Raw genomic sequence first — 13,965 nt, forward strand, 5'->3', positions numbered from 1 at the left:
GGCCGCGGCCGGACGGCCGGATCCGGCAGCGCCGGCGGCCGGAGCGCCCGCACCGAGCGCTCGCCGTACCGCCGCGACGCCGCGTAGCGCGAGGCCGCGCAACGCCGGGACGCAGCAGGAGCATCCGGGGGCGGTCCTCCGCCCCCGGATGCCTCCGGCTCTGCCGCTCAAACGAGAGCAGGGCAGATCAGGTCACTGGCCAGGTACGCTGGCAGAGCCGAGGACATCTCGCATGCCGGACCATAGACGGTGTCATCCTGCGGTGAGTGGATACACCGGGTCCACGCACCCGGGGACAGGCCATGTGCCATGACCAGTGATTCCGCGACCATGCACGCAACATCCCCGCCAACGCCCGGCTCGCTGCCGAAGGCGCTGCTGGATTCCTCGGACGGAACCCTCGCCGGCACCCCCGCCGACGCGGGCAGCGACTTCGCCCGGCTCGCCAAGCGGGTGGCCGTCTCGGGCCTGCTGAGGCGGCGCCCCGGCTACTACACCGCACGGATCGGCGGCATCGCCGCACTGTTCGCGGGCACCTGGGCCGCGTTCACGTTCATCGGCAGCTCCTGGTGGCAGTTGGCCACCGCGGCCGTACTGGGCGTGCTGTTCGCCCAGATCGCGCTCGTCGCGCACGACATCGCCCACCGCCAGGTGTTCCGGCTGCGGCGGCCCAGCGAGGTGGCCGGCCGGATCGCGGCGAACCTGTTCGTCGGCATGAGCTACGGCTGGTGGCAGGACAAGCACACCCGCCACCACGCCAACCCGAACCACGAAGAGCTCGACCCCGACGTCAACCCCGACATCCTGCTCTGGTCCACCGACCAGGCGCGCGCCGCCCGCGGCGTGCCGAAGCTCATCGGCGGCAGCCAGGCGTACCTCTTCTTCCCGCTGCTCACGCTGGAAGGGATGAATCTGCACGTGGCCGGCGTACGGGCGCTGTTCCGCCCGGCGTTCAAGCGGCGCGGCCTGGAAGCGGTCCTGCTGGGCCTGCACGTCGCCGGCTATCTGACCGTCCTGCTGCTGGTCCTGTCCCCTCTGCAGGCGCTGGCGTTCATCGCCGTCCACCAGGGCGTGTTCGGCGTCTACATGGGCTGCACCTTCGCCCCGAACCACAAGGGCATGCCCACGCTGAAGGGCAGCGACCGCCCGGACTTCCTGCGCCGCCAGGTGCTCACCTCGCGCAACGTACGCGGCGGGCTGTTCACCGACCTCGCGCTGGGCGGTCTCAACTACCAGATCGAGCACCACCTGTTCCCGAGCATGCCCACCCCGCATCTGCGGCGGGCCCGCCCCATCGTGCAGGCCTACTGCGCCGAGCTCGGCATCGCCTACGCCGAGTCCGGTCTGTTCTCCTCCTACGCGCAGGCGCTCCGGCACCTGCACCGCGTGGGCGCACCGCTGCGCGCGGCTCCGTCGGCCTGATCCGACCTGAGCCCAGCACCGGCTCGACTGGCCCGGACCCCGCCTCGAGCCGCTCCGCCCGCGCCGTTTCCGGGTGTCACCACCGCCACGAACGTGAGAGTGTGGCACCTCCGGCTTCACCCCTCCGTCCCCCTTGCTGAGGCATGATGCGCGTCACCATCGCTCGCCGACACTTCTACTTCCACCGGAACGAGGTGGAGGAGGCGATGAACGGTGTCACTCCCGAGCCCGTTACGGGGGTATCGGTCGAGATCGGTGGCGTCAGCTACCCGATCATGCAGGTGGGCGCGGTGATCACCCGCCAGGACCGGCGGGACTTCAGCTCGGGCGAAGTGCAGCGGGCGATGGCCGCGCTGGGCTTCCCCTGCCGGACGACCGCGGAGTGACCGGGCGGGTGGCCGGTTGAGCCTGGGGTGCCGCGTTCTCGCCGGAACGAGCCCCGCACCCCGGCCACCCGGGTCCCGCCCGCCCGCCGTTCGACGGGAGTACGGTGGCCCCACCGATGGCTCCCCGCACCCCGGTGTCCGCGCCGGGGTCGTCCTCGGCGAACGCCGACACCGGGCGCGCAGCGCCGGCCCGGGAAGAGACCGCGTGATGACCGAGAAGACGTCCGAGAAGACACCGTCCGCCGAGCCGCTGCCCTCTCCCGGGCTCGCCGAGGTCCGTATCACCGCCGACTCCCCGGAGACCGCGCGCCAGGTCGCCGCGGCCCTGCGTCGCCTCTTCGACGCTCCCGAACAGAGCAGCCACCCCGCCGGCCCCGACGGCAGCGGCACCTGTCTGCTGCTCACGGTGGACACCACCCGCGCGGCGGGCCAGCAGCAGCCCTTCCGCCCCCATCTGGTGCCCGACGCCCGCCACAGCCCCTGACCGGGACCCGGCGTTACCGGGGCCACGGGGGGGCTGCGGCGAGCAGCGGCGGTCAGGACCGCGGGACTTACCGGACTACCGGACTACCGGACCGCGCAGCCCACCGCGCCTACGGCGATGTCTTGTGCGAAGGCATCGGACCCAGCTGCGTGAAGGCGTTGGTCAGACCGCGCTTGAGCAGCTTGGACACCGGCCGCTCGATCAGCCGGTGGATGAGGTAGGCGAACAGCAGCCCCGCGGCGATCAGTCCGGCCACGAGCAGCCGCGGGTCGGCGCGGTCGCGCAGGTGGTGGATGGCGATCGTGCCGGCCGTGTAGTGGATCAGGTAGAAGGGGTACGTCAAGGACCCCGCGGTGGCCAGCCACTTCCACTGGATGCGGTCGGTGAAGCCGAGCGCGACGCACACCATGAACAGCAGGAACACCGTGTAGAGGACCAGTGCGCCCCGATAGCTGGAGACGTGTTCGACGGTGCTGATCCGCCGGCTCAGTTCGTCCTGCGCCATCAGCCAGGTCAGCGCGAGGATCCCCCACAGCAGCAGGTCCTGGCCGAAGCGGTACATCAGGAACAGCGCCAGGCCGGCGATGAAGTACCAGGCTCCGTCGGGGTCGGCGATCAAAACCAGCAGCGGGAAGCCGGACACCGGCGCCAGCATGGCCAGCGCCCCCCACACGCAGCAGAAGACGACGACCTTGCGGTAGGTGAGCCCGGCGGCGACCACCACCAGGAAGATCAGATAGAAGCGCAGCTCCGACCAGAGCGTCCAGTAGACGCCGTCCACGCTGGCGATGTGCGAACCGGACTGGAGCATCGAGAGGTTGAAGAGCACCTCGCGCATCGAGGGCTTCGTCCACACCCCCGGCAGCGCGGTCAGCACCACGGTGCTGAACAGCACGCCGAACCAGTAGGCCGGGTAGAGCCGGATCACGCGTGACACGAAGAAGTCCCGGGGCCGGCGCCCCCAGCAGGACATGCAGATCACGAAGCCGCTGATGACGAAGAAGATCTCGACGCCCTCCCACCCGTAGGCGGCGACCCGGAAGACGCTGGGCATGATGTGGGATATCGGCCGGTCCCATATCAGGTTGTGCGGGCGGTTGACCCGCGCGGTGCCCACGTAGTGGTGCAGGGCCACCGCCATCGCGGCGAACAGCCGTATCGCGTCGATGATGTACAGCCGGGCCCGCTTGGGCGGGGCGGGCGCGGGGGGCTGGGGCTGGGCGGCGGCGGGCTCCGGGAGCGCGGTGGGCGGCGGCGCGGTGGGCGGCAGTTGCGCGTCCCAGGACGGCGACTGGACCGCGGTGCGTTCGGACACCGTCACCGGGGCGGTTCCCCCGCTCGTGATCTCCCGGGCCGGGGCGGCCGGCTGCTGCGCCGGCAGGATTCCGCTGCCCCCGGGTATGGTCACGGAGCTCTGCGGCCAGTCGTCAGCCCCGCCCCTCTCCGCATGCCTCATCTGCCGTCCTCGTCAGTAAGCGGCGGTTGCTGTGTCTCCCCCGACGGAGCCGCCATCCCCCAAGAAACCATCAACCTACGGGCATCGCGCGGCATCGAACCGGACAGAAGCCGGAATTCGAACAGGGTTAACGGAGACTTGACCTTAGGAACACTATTGCCGGGCGTCAAGTTCATCTGAAAGTCACCTTCGGTCCATCGCCGAAGGCCGCCCCCGGCCCGCACGCCCCGCCCGTCACACGAGGTGAGCGGCCGTAGGATCATGGGCGGACGCGGGCCCTGTCGGCGGGCGCCCCGCGCGGGACACGGCACGGAAGGCGGCCCGGTGCGCGAGCACACGATCAGCGGCTATCTGGAACGGCTGGCGGCGCGCGAACCCGCCCCGGGCGGCGGCGCGGCAGCGGCCCTGCACGCGGCGCAGGGGGCGGCGCTGCTCGGCATGGTCGCCCGCTACACCACCGGTGAGAAGTACGCGCAGTACGCCGGACAGGTCGCGGAGATCATCACGGAAAGCGACCGACTCCGCGAGCAGGCAGTGGAGTTGGCGGCCGAGGACGCCGCGGCCTTCACCGCGGTGACCGAGGCGTACCGGCTGCCGCGCGCCGACGACGAGCAGAAGGCGGTCCGCTCCCGGGCCGTCGCGCGGGCGCTGGCCGGCGCCGCCCGCCCGCCGGCGGGGGTAATCGCGGTGGCGGCCCGGGTCGTCGCCCTCGCCGAGTCCCTGCTGCCCTACGGCAACGCCAATGTCGTCACCGACATCGCCGCCGCCACCGAGGCGGCCCGGGCGGCCGCCACCACCGCCCGGATCAATGTCGAGATCAACCTCGGCGGTATCAAGGACGAGTCGGTACGCACCGAACTGGCCGCCTCCCTGGCCGAGGTGGACACGCTGGCCGCCCGGGCCGAAGCGGTGACGGCTGCGGTACGCAAGCGGATCGCCCGATGAGCGGACCGCACGAGACCGGCGGGGCCCCCGCGCCGGCCCAGGACACCGCAGCACCGGGACCCGGCGCCCGCAGCCTGACCGGGGCCGGCCGCGCCGCCGAACTGCGCGCCGAGGTGGCCGCGGCGGCCGCCGGGCTCACCGCGAACGGCACCACGCCGCGCCTGGCCGTCCTGGTCGCCACCGAGGACGAGTCGACGGCCTGGTACGTACGCTCCATCGCGCGCGCCGCCGCCAGGACCGGGATCGTCTGCGACACGGTGACACTGCCCGCGACCGCCGCGCCGGACCGGATCCGGGAGCGGCTGGCGGAGCTGAGCGCCGATCCGGCCGTGCACGGGGTGATCCTGCAGACGCCGCTGCCCGAGGGCGCGGTGGCCGCCGAACTGGCCGCCGCCATCGCACCGGACAAGGACGTGGACGGCGCGAATCCGCTGAGCCTGGGGCGACTGGCCGCCGGGCAGCCGGCTTTCGCCCCGGCCACGGCCGCCGCCGTACTGGAACTGCTCGACGCGCACGGAATCGCCCTGTCCGGCCGCAGGGTCGCGGTCGTCGGCCGCTCCACGGTGGTCGGCAAACCCCTCGCCCACCTGCTGCTGGACCGGGACGCCACGGTCACCGTCTGCCACTCCCGTACGGCGGATCTGGCCGCGGTCACCCGGCAGGCCGACGTGGTGGTCGCGGCGGCCGGACGGGCCGGGCTGATCACCGCGGCGCACGTCGCGGCGGGCGCGGTCGTGGTGGACGTGGGCACCAATCCGACCCCCGACGGCGGGCTGACCGGGGATGTGGACGCGGCGTCGGTGGCGCCCACGGCGGGCGCGCTGTCGCCCGTACCCGGCGGGGTGGGGCCGATCACCACGGCGCTGCTGCTGCGGCACACGGTCCGGGCGGCGGGCCGGGCCGGCGGGCACGGGCCGGCCGGCGGAGCCGGCAACGCCCCCCTGGGCCGTGTCTGACGCTGTCCGACCGCTGTCCGACGCCGGTCCCGCCGGGCGGTGAAAGCCGCGCGGCGCCCGGCCGCACCCGCCGCATATGCTGCACCGGAAGCACCGGAGCACCGGAAGCACCTCACGCACCCGAAGCACTGAAGGCGCCGGAGCACCGAACAGCACCGCGCCCCTCCGTCAGCCCCGAGGACCGCCGGGAACCACAGGTCCCGCCACGAAAGGCAGCCGCGCATGACTCCCCGCCCCCGTACCGCAGTGGTCACCGGAGCGAGCAGCGGCATCGGCGCCGCCACCGTCCGCCGGCTGGCCGAGGCCGGCTTCCACGTCGTCCTCACCGCCCGCCGGATCGAACGGCTCGACGCGCTGGCCAAGGAACTCACCGCGGCGGGCCACACCGTGACCGTGCACCCCCTCGATGTCACCGACCGCGCCGCCGTGGACGCCTTCGCCGCCTCCCTCGATGTGCACGCGCCGATCCAGGTCCTGGTCAACAACGCGGGCGGCGCGCTCGGCACCGACCCGGTCGCCATCGCCGACCCGGACGACTGGCGGACGATGTACGAGGTCAACGTGATCGGCACGCTCAACGTCACCCAGGCGCTGCTCCCCTCGCTGACCGCCTCCGGCGACGGCACCGTGGTGGTGCTCTCCTCCACCGCGGGCCTGGGCACCTACGAAGGCGGCGGCGGCTACGTGGCCGCCAAGCACGGCGCCCATGTGATCGCCGAGACGCTGCGGCTCGAACTCAACGGCCAGCCGGTCCGGATCATCGAGATCGCCCCCGGCATGGTGAAGACCGACGAGTTCGCCCTGACCCGCTTCCGCGGTGACGCCGACCGCGCCGCCGCCGTCTACGCCGGGGTCGCCGAACCGCTGACCGCCGACGACGTCGCCGACACCATCGTCTGGGCCGTCACCCGCCCCTCGCACGTCAACGTCGACCTCCTGGTGCTGCGGCCCCGCGCGCAGGCCAGCAACACCAAGGTCCACCGCGAACTGTGAGCCACCGCTGACGGCCGCGCGCCCCCACCCGGGCCGGCTCAGCCGAGGCCGCAGGGATGGCCCACCTCGATCTGGGCCCATCGGGCGCCGACGACGTGGATGCTGACCATGGGCGGGACGGCCAGTCCGGTGGGGACGGAGCCGCCGACGCCCGGGGCCGGCACCGGCACCGGCGGGAAGGTCGGCACGCGCGGAGTACCTGCCTGCCGGTGCGCGGCACTGTCCGGCTCCACGCGGTAGGCCGTCGCGGCGGTGCAGACGAGCTGCTGCATGGCCGGTGGGGTGAAGCGGGCCACGCCCGGTGGGACCCGGATGAGGATGGTGCCGTCCTTCGCCTCGACCTCGGGCAGGGCCGGCAGCTTGGGCAGCCGCGTGCTCAGTTCGGGTGCCTCATCGGAGGTCGGGCCCTGGAACAGCAGGTCGACGGCGGTGGCGAGGTCCGGGGGGCTGAACCGCGGCACACCGACCAGGCTCCCGGTGCTGGACAGGAAGAAGACGGTGATCCCGGCGGGCATTCCGGTCGCCGGTTCGCCGGCCTGGATCACCCCGGAGGGCGGCACCCCGCAGCCCGACAGCGCGAGGACACCGGCCAGGCCCGTCGCCGCCGCCAGGACCAGCCGGCGGGCGGACCTCACGAGGACCCCCCGGCGCCCTCGGCGGAGTGCCGCAACGGGAACTCGACGGTGAAGACCGAGCCGCCCCCCGGCCGGTTCCGGGCCCGGATCCGGCCGCCGTGCAGCGTCACGTTCTCGGCCGTGATGGCCAGGCCCAGACCGCTGCTCTCGCTCCGGGTCCGGGTGGTGTCCGCCTTGTAGAAGCGTTCGAAGATGTGCGGCATGTCCGCCTCCGTGATCCCGGGACCGCTGTCGGCCACCTCGATGACGACCCACGCGCCCCTCGGCCGTTCCTCCCGTACGCCCGCCGACACCACCACCGGCGGCGCGCCGTGCCGCAGCGCGTTGCCGACCAGGTTCGCCACCACCACGTCGAGCCGGCGCGGATCCACCCGGGTGCGCAGCGCCCCGGGCGCCGGCAGCCGGGTCTCCACCTGCTGCTGCCAGCCGCGGGAGGCGAGCGTGCGCCGGACGGACTCGGCCAGGTCGATCTCGTCCAGGTTGAGTTCCGCGGCGCCCGCGTCGAAGCGGGAGATCTCCATCAGGTCGTTGACCAGCCGGCTCAGCCGTACGGTCTCCCCGCTGATGAGCCGTACCGCGTCGGCGGTCACCCGGTCCAGGTGGGCCGCCTCGTCGTCGAGCACGTCGGTGACCGCCGACATGGCGGCCAGCGGGGTGCGCAGTTCATGGGAGACGTCCGCGACGAAGCGGCGGGCCTGCGCCTCCAGCCGGCGCAGCTCCGTGACGGACTGCTCCAGCGCGGCAGCCGTGTCGTTGAACGACCGCGACAGGTCCGCGAGTTCGTCGGATCCGTTCACCGCGAGCCGGATGTCGAGGTGCCCTTCGGCCATCCGCCGGGTCGCGCGCCGCAGCGCCCGTACCGGTCGCAGGACACCGCTGGCCGCGAGCAGCGCCAGCAGCACCGCGACGCACAGCGCGGACAAGGTCGCGTGCTCGATGGCGGTGATCATCGCCCGCACGTACGCCTGCTCGGTGTTCTGCGGCACCACCAGGTACACCGACAGGCCCGACAGGGTGAAGCCCGTATCGGTCGGACGGTAGGTGACCGGCAGCCCGACGACGAGAACCGGCCGCCCGCCCCGGTTCACCCGCTGGAAGACGGCGGCGGGCTGGGTGGCGACCTGGCGGCGCAGTTCGGGCGTCAGCTCGTCGAACCTGTCGTCCGGCAGCGAGGTGGCGCGCCGGCCGCCGTAGGTCGCCAGGACGCGCCAGCCCTGCGCCTGGCTGGACGTGGCCACCGTGTCCACCAGGAGTTGCAGATCGGTCTGGTCCGACGGTGAGGATGTGGCCGGGGCGGCGTTGTCGACGCTGTCGCGGAACTCCTTGATCACCGCGTCCTGGCTCTGCTGCAGGACCCCGGTGCGCGCTTCCCGGAAGGCGAGGGCGCCGGTGCTCAGTGCGCTGACCACGGCGACGAGGGCGAAGGCCACGACGAGGCGGAAGCGCAGGCCGCGCAGGGCGAGCAGGATCCGCGGGAGGACTTCGGAGAGGAAGTGGCTGCGGGCGCGGGGCTCGCGGGGCTCGCTGGTCTCGTCGGCGGGCTCGGCGGGGGTCTCGGCGGGTGGCTGGGCGGGCTCGGCGGCGGGCTCGGCGGGTGGCTGTGCGGGCTCGGCGGCGGGCTCGGCGGGTGCGGAGGCGGGGGCGGGGGCGGGGGAAGCGCCGGCGGAGGCGGCCGGCCTCATGAGGAGCGGAAGCGGTAACCGAAGCCGCGGACGGTCTCGATGTACCGGGGATCGCCGCTCAGCTCGCCGAGCTTGCCCCGTAGTCGTTTAACGCATGCGTCCACCAGCCGGATGTCCCCGTGGTAGCTGTGCTCCCAGACCGCTTCCAGCAGCTGCTGACGGCTGAGCACCTGGCCCGGCCGGGCCGACAGGGTCAGCAGGAGCCGCAGCTCCGAGGGTGCCAGGGCGACCGGTTCGCCGCGATGGCTCACCAGCAGCCCGGCCCGGTCGATGACCAGGTCGCCGTGCGACTCCGCCCGGGGCCGCGCGATGTCGGACGCCGACGGCTGCAACCGCCGCAGCACCGCCCGGATGCGGGCGTCGAGCACCCGGGCCTGGACGGGCTTGACGACGTAGTCGTCCGCGCCGGCCTCCAGGCCGACTACGACATCGATGTCGTCGCCCCTCGCGGTGACCATGATGATCGGGACCTGGTCGCGCTCCCTGATCCGCCGGCACACATCGAGGCCCGGTATGCCGGGCAGCATCAAGTCGAGGACCACGACGTCCGGCTGGAAGGAGCGCAGCTGCTCCAGTCCCTCCTCGCCGGTCGCGGCGGCGGCAACCTCGTGTCCCTGATGCCGCAACGCCAGCTGCACGCCCCTGCGGACGGCAGGGTCGTCTTCGACGAGCAGGACTCGGGACATGCTGGTCAGTATGCGTGAGTTGTTCGCGCGGGGGCCCTGCGGGCGGGGCCTCGGCGGGCAGCCGTTACAGAAGGATCACACCAGGAAAGATCACCTCGTTACGGGTTCGTGACATGTTGAGCCAGCGGTCATCACCTGCGGAACACAGCCTGAGCTGCCATGCACCAGGCCAGCAGACGAAAACACCCACCGGCCCCGCGCCCCGGGGCCGCCGATGCCCCGGACCGCCCGGCCTCCCACCGGGGCGACCGGCCGCGCGGCCGGCACCGGGCGTACCTGGTCGGCGCGCTGGCGCTGGTCGGCGTCCTCGGCTCGGTGCTCGTCTTCATGAACGGCGGCCGGACCGACGCGTCGGGCCGGCCGCCCACCGCGCGGGACCGGACCGAGTTCGCGGCCCCGGACCGCCCGGCCGGGACAACGCCGCCGAGCCCGACCGGGACCAGCACCGAGCCGAAGCCGAACCGGACCCCTCCCGCGCGGCCTTCCTCGACGCCGACCGGCAACGGCACGTTCACCACGGCCGACGCGTCCGGTACGTCGGTGGGCACCGGCACGATCCGCCGCTACAAGGTCCAGGTGGAGCAGGGATCCGGCGTCTCCCCCGAGGCCGCCGCGAACGAGATCTCCGGCATCCTGGCCGACCCGCGCGGCTGGACCGCCGACGGCCACGACGCCTTCCAGCTCGTCTCGGGCGGCTCCTACGACTTCGAGATCAAGATCGCGACCCCGCCGACCGTGGACAGCATCTGCGGCGCGGCCGGCCTGCACACCCACGGCGAGGTCAACTGCGACGTCGGCGACCAGGTGATCGTCAACCTCAAGCGCTGGAACACCGGCTCCCCCGAATTCCCCGGCCCCCTGCACGACTACCGCGCCCTCATCATCAACCACGAGGTCGGCCACCGCATCGGCCACGGCCACGAAACCTGCCCCGGCCCCGGCCGCCCGGCCCCCGCCATGATGCAGCAGATCGACGGCCTGCACGGCTGCGTCGCCAACGCCTGGCCCTACGACTCCCGGGGCCACTATCTCGGCGGCCCCCACGTCCCCTGACCCACCGCCGGCGGCGGGCGGGGCGGTGACGGTCAAGGTGAGCGGTCCGCCGGGCAGCGGCTGGCTGCCGGCGCCGGGCAGCCCGTAGCTCACCGTCTTGTAGTCCTGGTCCTGCAGGGTGAAGGCCAGGGTGTACGTGCCGGGCGCGGTGCCCTGCGGGAGGTTGAAGTACTCCGTCAGCGGCCCGGAGAAGGTGGTGGTCACCCCGCCGAACTGGATCGGGGCGGCGGAGCCGGTGCTGTCGACGAGATAGAGGTCGAGGGCGTCGACGCCCGCGGTGGAGGCGGCCACGTCGACGGTCAGCTCGATCTGCGTCCGGGTGTCGTCGGCCGCGACCGTGTCCGGCGTGACCGTTGCCGCGTCCACCGAGGGCAGCACGGTGTCCGGGATGTTGCTCAGCGTCGCGCCGACGGCGGGGGCGCCCAGCGACGAGCCGTAGACGGCCCGGTCACCGTTGCCGTCGGTGATGACGACGCCGGTCGGCTCACAGGTGAAGCTGCCCGGCTCGCCCCGTACCGGCACGGTGACGGTGCCGTCCGCCTGCACGGTCGGCATGGTGGACAGCTGGAGGCACTGACCGGTGTTGCCCCAGTCGGTCAGCTCCACCGAGGCGACCCCGCCCACCGCGCCGGACGGCCGCAGCGCGAACTGGGCCGTCGGGGTGGGCGAGTGCCAGCTGTCGATCCGGCTCGGGGTGAAGGCGAAGTCGCTCGCCGACAGCACCGCGTCCGAGGTGACGTGCACGGCCGGCTCGGTGAGCCCGGTGTACGCGTGCGTGACTCCGGAGTTGCTGGTCAGGTCGACCTCGCTGACCGTCCAGTCGCCCTCGGGCAGACCGGCCGGCAGCGGCACGGTCACCGAGCAGTTGAGGACCTCGTGCTGCAGCCAGTCGATGTACCCGCAGCCCTGGTAGCCCTCGCTCCAGTCCCAGGAGATCGCGAACGACCCGCTGGCCCGCCGACCGCCCGGGCCGGTCGCGATCACCGTGCCGCCGTACACGCCGGACAGATTCTCCTGGCTGTTGATCTGGTACTGCAGCGCGGTCCCGTGCTGCGGGTCGTCGTAGACCGTCGCCTGCGTGCCCTGCGCCAGGGAGACCTCGTCCAGGCTCGGATAGCCGCGGTCCGGGGTGGTGACGGCGACGAAGGTGCGCGGGAAGGCGGACAGCTGCGGCGCGGTCCAGTCGATCTGCTCGCCGGCGCCGTCGCCGCCCTGGATCTCCGAGACCGCCCAGGTGGTCTTCTTGGTGGCGCCGTACTGAGGTACGGCCACCGTCCAGTCGTACGTGGCCTTGGCCCCGGTGCTGCCGGGTCGTACGGTCACCCCGTCGACCGGGGATCCCTGGGAGTCGAAGTTCACGGCCAGTTCGGTGCCGAGGTAGGCGCCGGTGGCCGGATCCATCCGCCGCAGATGGATGTTGCCGCCGAAGCCGTCGGCATCCGGGTTGTTCGAGGTCATCGTCCAGGACAGGTCGACGGTGGCCGAACCCGAGGTGGCGTCGACGGACTTGGCACCGAACGACAGCGCCGAGATCCGCATCACCGGGGCGCCCCCCGGCGCCGCGCGGGTCTGTCCGGTGGCCGACGCGGGCAGCGCGCCCAGCAGGCTCACGACCGCGGCCGCGGTCGCCGACGCCAGCAGGCGTCCAGTTCTCCTCATGTGGTTCCCCCCACTTTTTCCGTTGGCGGTAGGTGATCATCACCACCCCCCACTACAGCGCCAACTCAGCCTGTACGCAACGAAGTTCTCGCACAACGCGACAGCGCCGCCGACCCCCGCGCCGGCCGGGCCCGCCCGGTCGCCGATCCCCGGGACCCGCACGGCCCGCGGACGGTAGCCCCGCAGCGGCTCAATACGCTTGGCTCCGCCCGGCGGAGAGCAGGTGGACGTCCCGAGCGCAGCCCCAGGAGAGGGTGACACCCGCGCCGCCGTGACCGTAGTTGTGGATGACGGTTCGTCCATTGGCGCGCACCTCGGCTTCGACGCGAACCGCCGGGCGGGTGGGTCGGGCGCCGATGCGGTGGGCGAGGACGCGGGCTTCGGCAAGCCGCGGCTCGACAGTGGTGCAGCGGCGGAGGATGGCTTCGGCGGCCTCGGGGTCGGGGCTCAGGTCTTCGCGGCCGTCGATGGCGGTGCCGCCCAGGACGACGGTGTCGCCGTGGGGGTAGACGCACAGCAGGTCGGTCGAGGTGCCGGTGTCCTCGGAGAAGAACTCGGTGATTCCGGGGTTGGCGACGACGACGTGCTGGCCGCGGATGGGGCGGAGGTCGGTGTCGTCTGCGAGTTGGCGGGAGCCGAGGCCGGAGCAGTTGACCACGACCGGACCGAGGTCGGGGTCGTCCAGGTCCGTCACCCTGCCCTTGGCGACCGTGGCGCCGATGGCGAGCAGGCGCCTGTGCAAGGAGCCGAGGTAGCTGGGCATGTCGATGAGGGGGACCTCAAACCGGTAGCCCGTCCTGAAACCCGGGGGCAGTTCGTTGGGCGCGCAGGGCCGGAAGCCCGGCCGGGTCGTCGCCCAGTCCGGCGGGGCGACAGCGTGCCGGGAGGCTTCGACACCGGAGGTGATGCGGACCCCCGTACAGGGATCACCCGCCAGCGTGCGGAAGACCTCCAAGGAGTGCCGACTCCACTCGGCGACCTTGTCCCTGGGCTCGACCAGGTAGGGCCCCCACATGGCCCCGGCCGCCAGCGAGTTCCCGCCGGGCCACTCCGCGGCGATCACGTGGACCCGTACCCCGCTCTCCGCGAGGACGACAGCGCTGGTCAGGCCGGAAACGCCGGCCCCGATGACGGTTACGTGCTCGACTCCGCTCACCGAGGAACCCCCCGGAAGTCCTCATCCAGGTCGGGCACCTTGCCGAGCTCAGTCATCGCCGGCCCCTCAGTTGTCGAACCGGACCACCAACCGGACGTTGTCGTCGTCTCGACGCCGAGCACGCAGCCGACTCCACGGCTGCGCAGCCGTTCACGATCCGACCGGCGGAGCGTGTCGGATGCTTGTGGGTCGGCAGGACCGAATCGGCAGATCACCCGCGTTGCCGCCCCGGTTGAAACTCGGGTCCAACCCCGCGGGTGCGGGGAGCAGACGAGCGGCCTCACGGTCGCGGTCGCCTCCTCCGGTACATCCCCGCAGGCGCGGGGAGCGGGTCGATCCGTGCGGATACTCGTCGCACCCAGCGGGTCCATCCCCGCGGGCGCGGGGAGCAGTCCACGGTCGTGCTGACCGCGCGCCCGAGCGCGGGCCCATCCCCGCGGGTGCGGGGAGCA

At 72.9% G+C, this 13,965-nt stretch carries 16 protein-coding genes; 11 read left to right on the forward strand and 5 right to left on the reverse strand.

Going from position 1 to position 13,965, the window contains the following annotated elements:
- Positions 1 to 309 precede the first annotated feature (309 nt).
- From GA0115240_RS31945 to GA0115240_RS31955, 3 genes are all read left to right on the forward strand, one after another.
- A complete protein-coding gene (locus tag GA0115240_RS31945; protein WP_237555376.1) occupies positions 310 to 1,422 on the forward strand; it encodes a fatty acid desaturase family protein in 1,113 nt (370 codons plus the stop codon).
- 146 nt (positions 1,423 to 1,568) lie between these two features.
- Positions 1,569 to 1,808, forward strand: a complete 240-nt coding sequence (locus GA0115240_RS31950; RefSeq protein ID WP_176725232.1) for an SCO5918 family protein — start codon at positions 1,569 to 1,571, stop codon at positions 1,806 to 1,808.
- A 208-nt stretch (positions 1,809 to 2,016) separates the two neighbouring features.
- Complete coding sequence (locus tag GA0115240_RS31955) at positions 2,017 to 2,292, forward strand: hypothetical protein (RefSeq protein WP_093742180.1); 276 nt, start codon at positions 2,017 to 2,019, stop codon at positions 2,290 to 2,292.
- A 109-nt stretch (positions 2,293 to 2,401) separates the two neighbouring features.
- Here GA0115240_RS31955 and GA0115240_RS31960 read toward each other — a convergent pair whose 3' ends face one another.
- A complete protein-coding gene (locus GA0115240_RS31960; RefSeq protein ID WP_256070127.1) occupies positions 2,402 to 3,700 on the reverse strand; it encodes an acyltransferase family protein in 1,299 nt (432 codons plus the stop codon).
- 372 nt (positions 3,701 to 4,072) lie between these two features.
- On the opposite strand from GA0115240_RS31960, the gene GA0115240_RS31965 reads away from it, so the two are divergent.
- The 3 genes from GA0115240_RS31965 (at position 4,073) to GA0115240_RS31975 (ending at position 6,642) form a co-directional block, all read left to right on the forward strand.
- On the forward strand, positions 4,073 to 4,693 hold the full coding sequence (locus GA0115240_RS31965) for a cyclodeaminase/cyclohydrolase family protein (protein WP_256070128.1): 621 nt from the start codon (positions 4,073 to 4,075) through the stop codon (positions 4,691 to 4,693).
- Complete coding sequence (locus tag GA0115240_RS31970) at positions 4,690 to 5,649, forward strand: bifunctional 5,10-methylenetetrahydrofolate dehydrogenase/5,10-methenyltetrahydrofolate cyclohydrolase (RefSeq protein WP_093742186.1); 960 nt, start codon at positions 4,690 to 4,692, stop codon at positions 5,647 to 5,649. The genes GA0115240_RS31965 and GA0115240_RS31970 overlap by 4 nt, the downstream gene beginning before the upstream one ends.
- 222 nt (positions 5,650 to 5,871) lie before the next feature.
- Positions 5,872 to 6,642 (forward strand): SDR family NAD(P)-dependent oxidoreductase, encoded by a 771-nt coding sequence (locus tag GA0115240_RS31975; RefSeq protein WP_093742189.1) that lies wholly within the window; start codon positions 5,872 to 5,874, stop codon positions 6,640 to 6,642.
- A gap of 38 nt (positions 6,643 to 6,680) precedes the next feature.
- Here the strand turns inward: GA0115240_RS31975 and GA0115240_RS31980 are convergent, their stop codons facing one another.
- From GA0115240_RS31980 to GA0115240_RS31990, 3 genes are read right to left on the reverse strand one after another with little or no spacing between them, the layout of a single operon-like run.
- The gene (locus GA0115240_RS31980) at positions 6,681 to 7,277 is read right to left on the reverse strand and encodes a hypothetical protein (RefSeq protein ID WP_093742191.1); all 597 of its coding nucleotides are present in this window, start codon (positions 7,275 to 7,277) and stop codon (positions 6,681 to 6,683) included.
- Positions 7,274 to 8,959, reverse strand: a complete 1,686-nt coding sequence (locus GA0115240_RS31985; RefSeq protein WP_093742193.1) for a sensor histidine kinase — start codon at positions 8,957 to 8,959, stop codon at positions 7,274 to 7,276. The genes GA0115240_RS31980 and GA0115240_RS31985 overlap by 4 nt, the downstream gene beginning before the upstream one ends.
- Positions 8,956 to 9,645 (reverse strand): response regulator transcription factor, encoded by a 690-nt coding sequence (locus GA0115240_RS31990; protein ID WP_093742194.1) that lies wholly within the window; start codon positions 9,643 to 9,645, stop codon positions 8,956 to 8,958. The genes GA0115240_RS31985 and GA0115240_RS31990 overlap by 4 nt, the downstream gene beginning before the upstream one ends.
- 159 nt (positions 9,646 to 9,804) lie before the next feature.
- Between GA0115240_RS31990 and GA0115240_RS31995 the strand changes: the two genes are divergently transcribed.
- The 5 genes from GA0115240_RS31995 (at position 9,805) to GA0115240_RS38905 (ending at position 11,959) form a co-directional block, all read left to right on the forward strand.
- Complete coding sequence (locus GA0115240_RS31995) at positions 9,805 to 10,698, forward strand: DUF3152 domain-containing protein (RefSeq protein ID WP_093742196.1); 894 nt, start codon at positions 9,805 to 9,807, stop codon at positions 10,696 to 10,698.
- Between the two features lie 118 nt (positions 10,699 to 10,816).
- Positions 10,817 to 10,951, forward strand: coding sequence for a hypothetical protein (locus GA0115240_RS38900; RefSeq protein ID WP_256070129.1), 135 nt, complete (start codon positions 10,817 to 10,819; stop codon positions 10,949 to 10,951).
- Positions 10,952 to 10,975: 24 nt separating this feature from the next.
- Entirely contained in the window at positions 10,976 to 11,137 is a 162-nt protein-coding gene (locus GA0115240_RS37455; protein WP_161302605.1) for a hypothetical protein, read from the forward strand.
- A 141-nt stretch (positions 11,138 to 11,278) separates the two neighbouring features.
- Positions 11,279 to 11,611, forward strand: a complete 333-nt coding sequence (locus GA0115240_RS32000) for a hypothetical protein (RefSeq protein ID WP_093742197.1) — start codon at positions 11,279 to 11,281, stop codon at positions 11,609 to 11,611.
- A gap of 219 nt (positions 11,612 to 11,830) precedes the next feature.
- Positions 11,831 to 11,959 (forward strand): hypothetical protein, encoded by a 129-nt coding sequence (locus GA0115240_RS38905; RefSeq protein WP_256070130.1) that lies wholly within the window; start codon positions 11,831 to 11,833, stop codon positions 11,957 to 11,959.
- Positions 11,960 to 12,547: 588 nt separating this feature from the next.
- Here GA0115240_RS38905 and GA0115240_RS32010 read toward each other — a convergent pair.
- A complete protein-coding gene (locus GA0115240_RS32010) occupies positions 12,548 to 13,513 on the reverse strand; it encodes an FAD-dependent oxidoreductase (protein WP_093742201.1) in 966 nt (321 codons plus the stop codon).
- Positions 13,514 to 13,965: the final 452 nt, after the last annotated feature.

It is taken from the genome of Streptomyces sp. DvalAA-14 (assembly GCF_900091855.1).
Taxonomy (GTDB): domain Bacteria; phylum Actinomycetota; class Actinomycetes; order Streptomycetales; family Streptomycetaceae; genus Actinacidiphila.

Bases quoted from the DNA above. Each gene is read 5' to 3' on its own strand.
- GA0115240_RS31975 (WP_093742189.1), top strand. From the start codon at position 5,872: ATGACTCCCCGCCCCCGTACCGCAGTGGTCACCGGAGCGAGCAGCGGC.
- GA0115240_RS31950 (WP_176725232.1), top strand. From the start codon at position 1,569: ATGCGCGTCACCATCGCTCGCCGACACTTCTACTTCCACCGGAACGAG.
- GA0115240_RS31955 (WP_093742180.1), top strand. From the start codon at position 2,017: ATGACCGAGAAGACGTCCGAGAAGACACCGTCCGCCGAGCCGCTGCCC.
- GA0115240_RS31945 (WP_237555376.1), top strand. From the start codon at position 310: ATGACCAGTGATTCCGCGACCATGCACGCAACATCCCCGCCAACGCCC.
- GA0115240_RS31995 (WP_093742196.1), top strand. From the start codon at position 9,805: ATGCACCAGGCCAGCAGACGAAAACACCCACCGGCCCCGCGCCCCGGG.
- GA0115240_RS31985 (WP_093742193.1), bottom strand. From the start codon at position 8,959: ATGAGGCCGGCCGCCTCCGCCGGCGCTTCCCCCGCCCCCGCCCCCGCC.
- GA0115240_RS31990 (WP_093742194.1), bottom strand. From the start codon at position 9,645: ATGTCCCGAGTCCTGCTCGTCGAAGACGACCCTGCCGTCCGCAGGGGC.
- GA0115240_RS31970 (WP_093742186.1), top strand. From the start codon at position 4,690: ATGAGCGGACCGCACGAGACCGGCGGGGCCCCCGCGCCGGCCCAGGAC.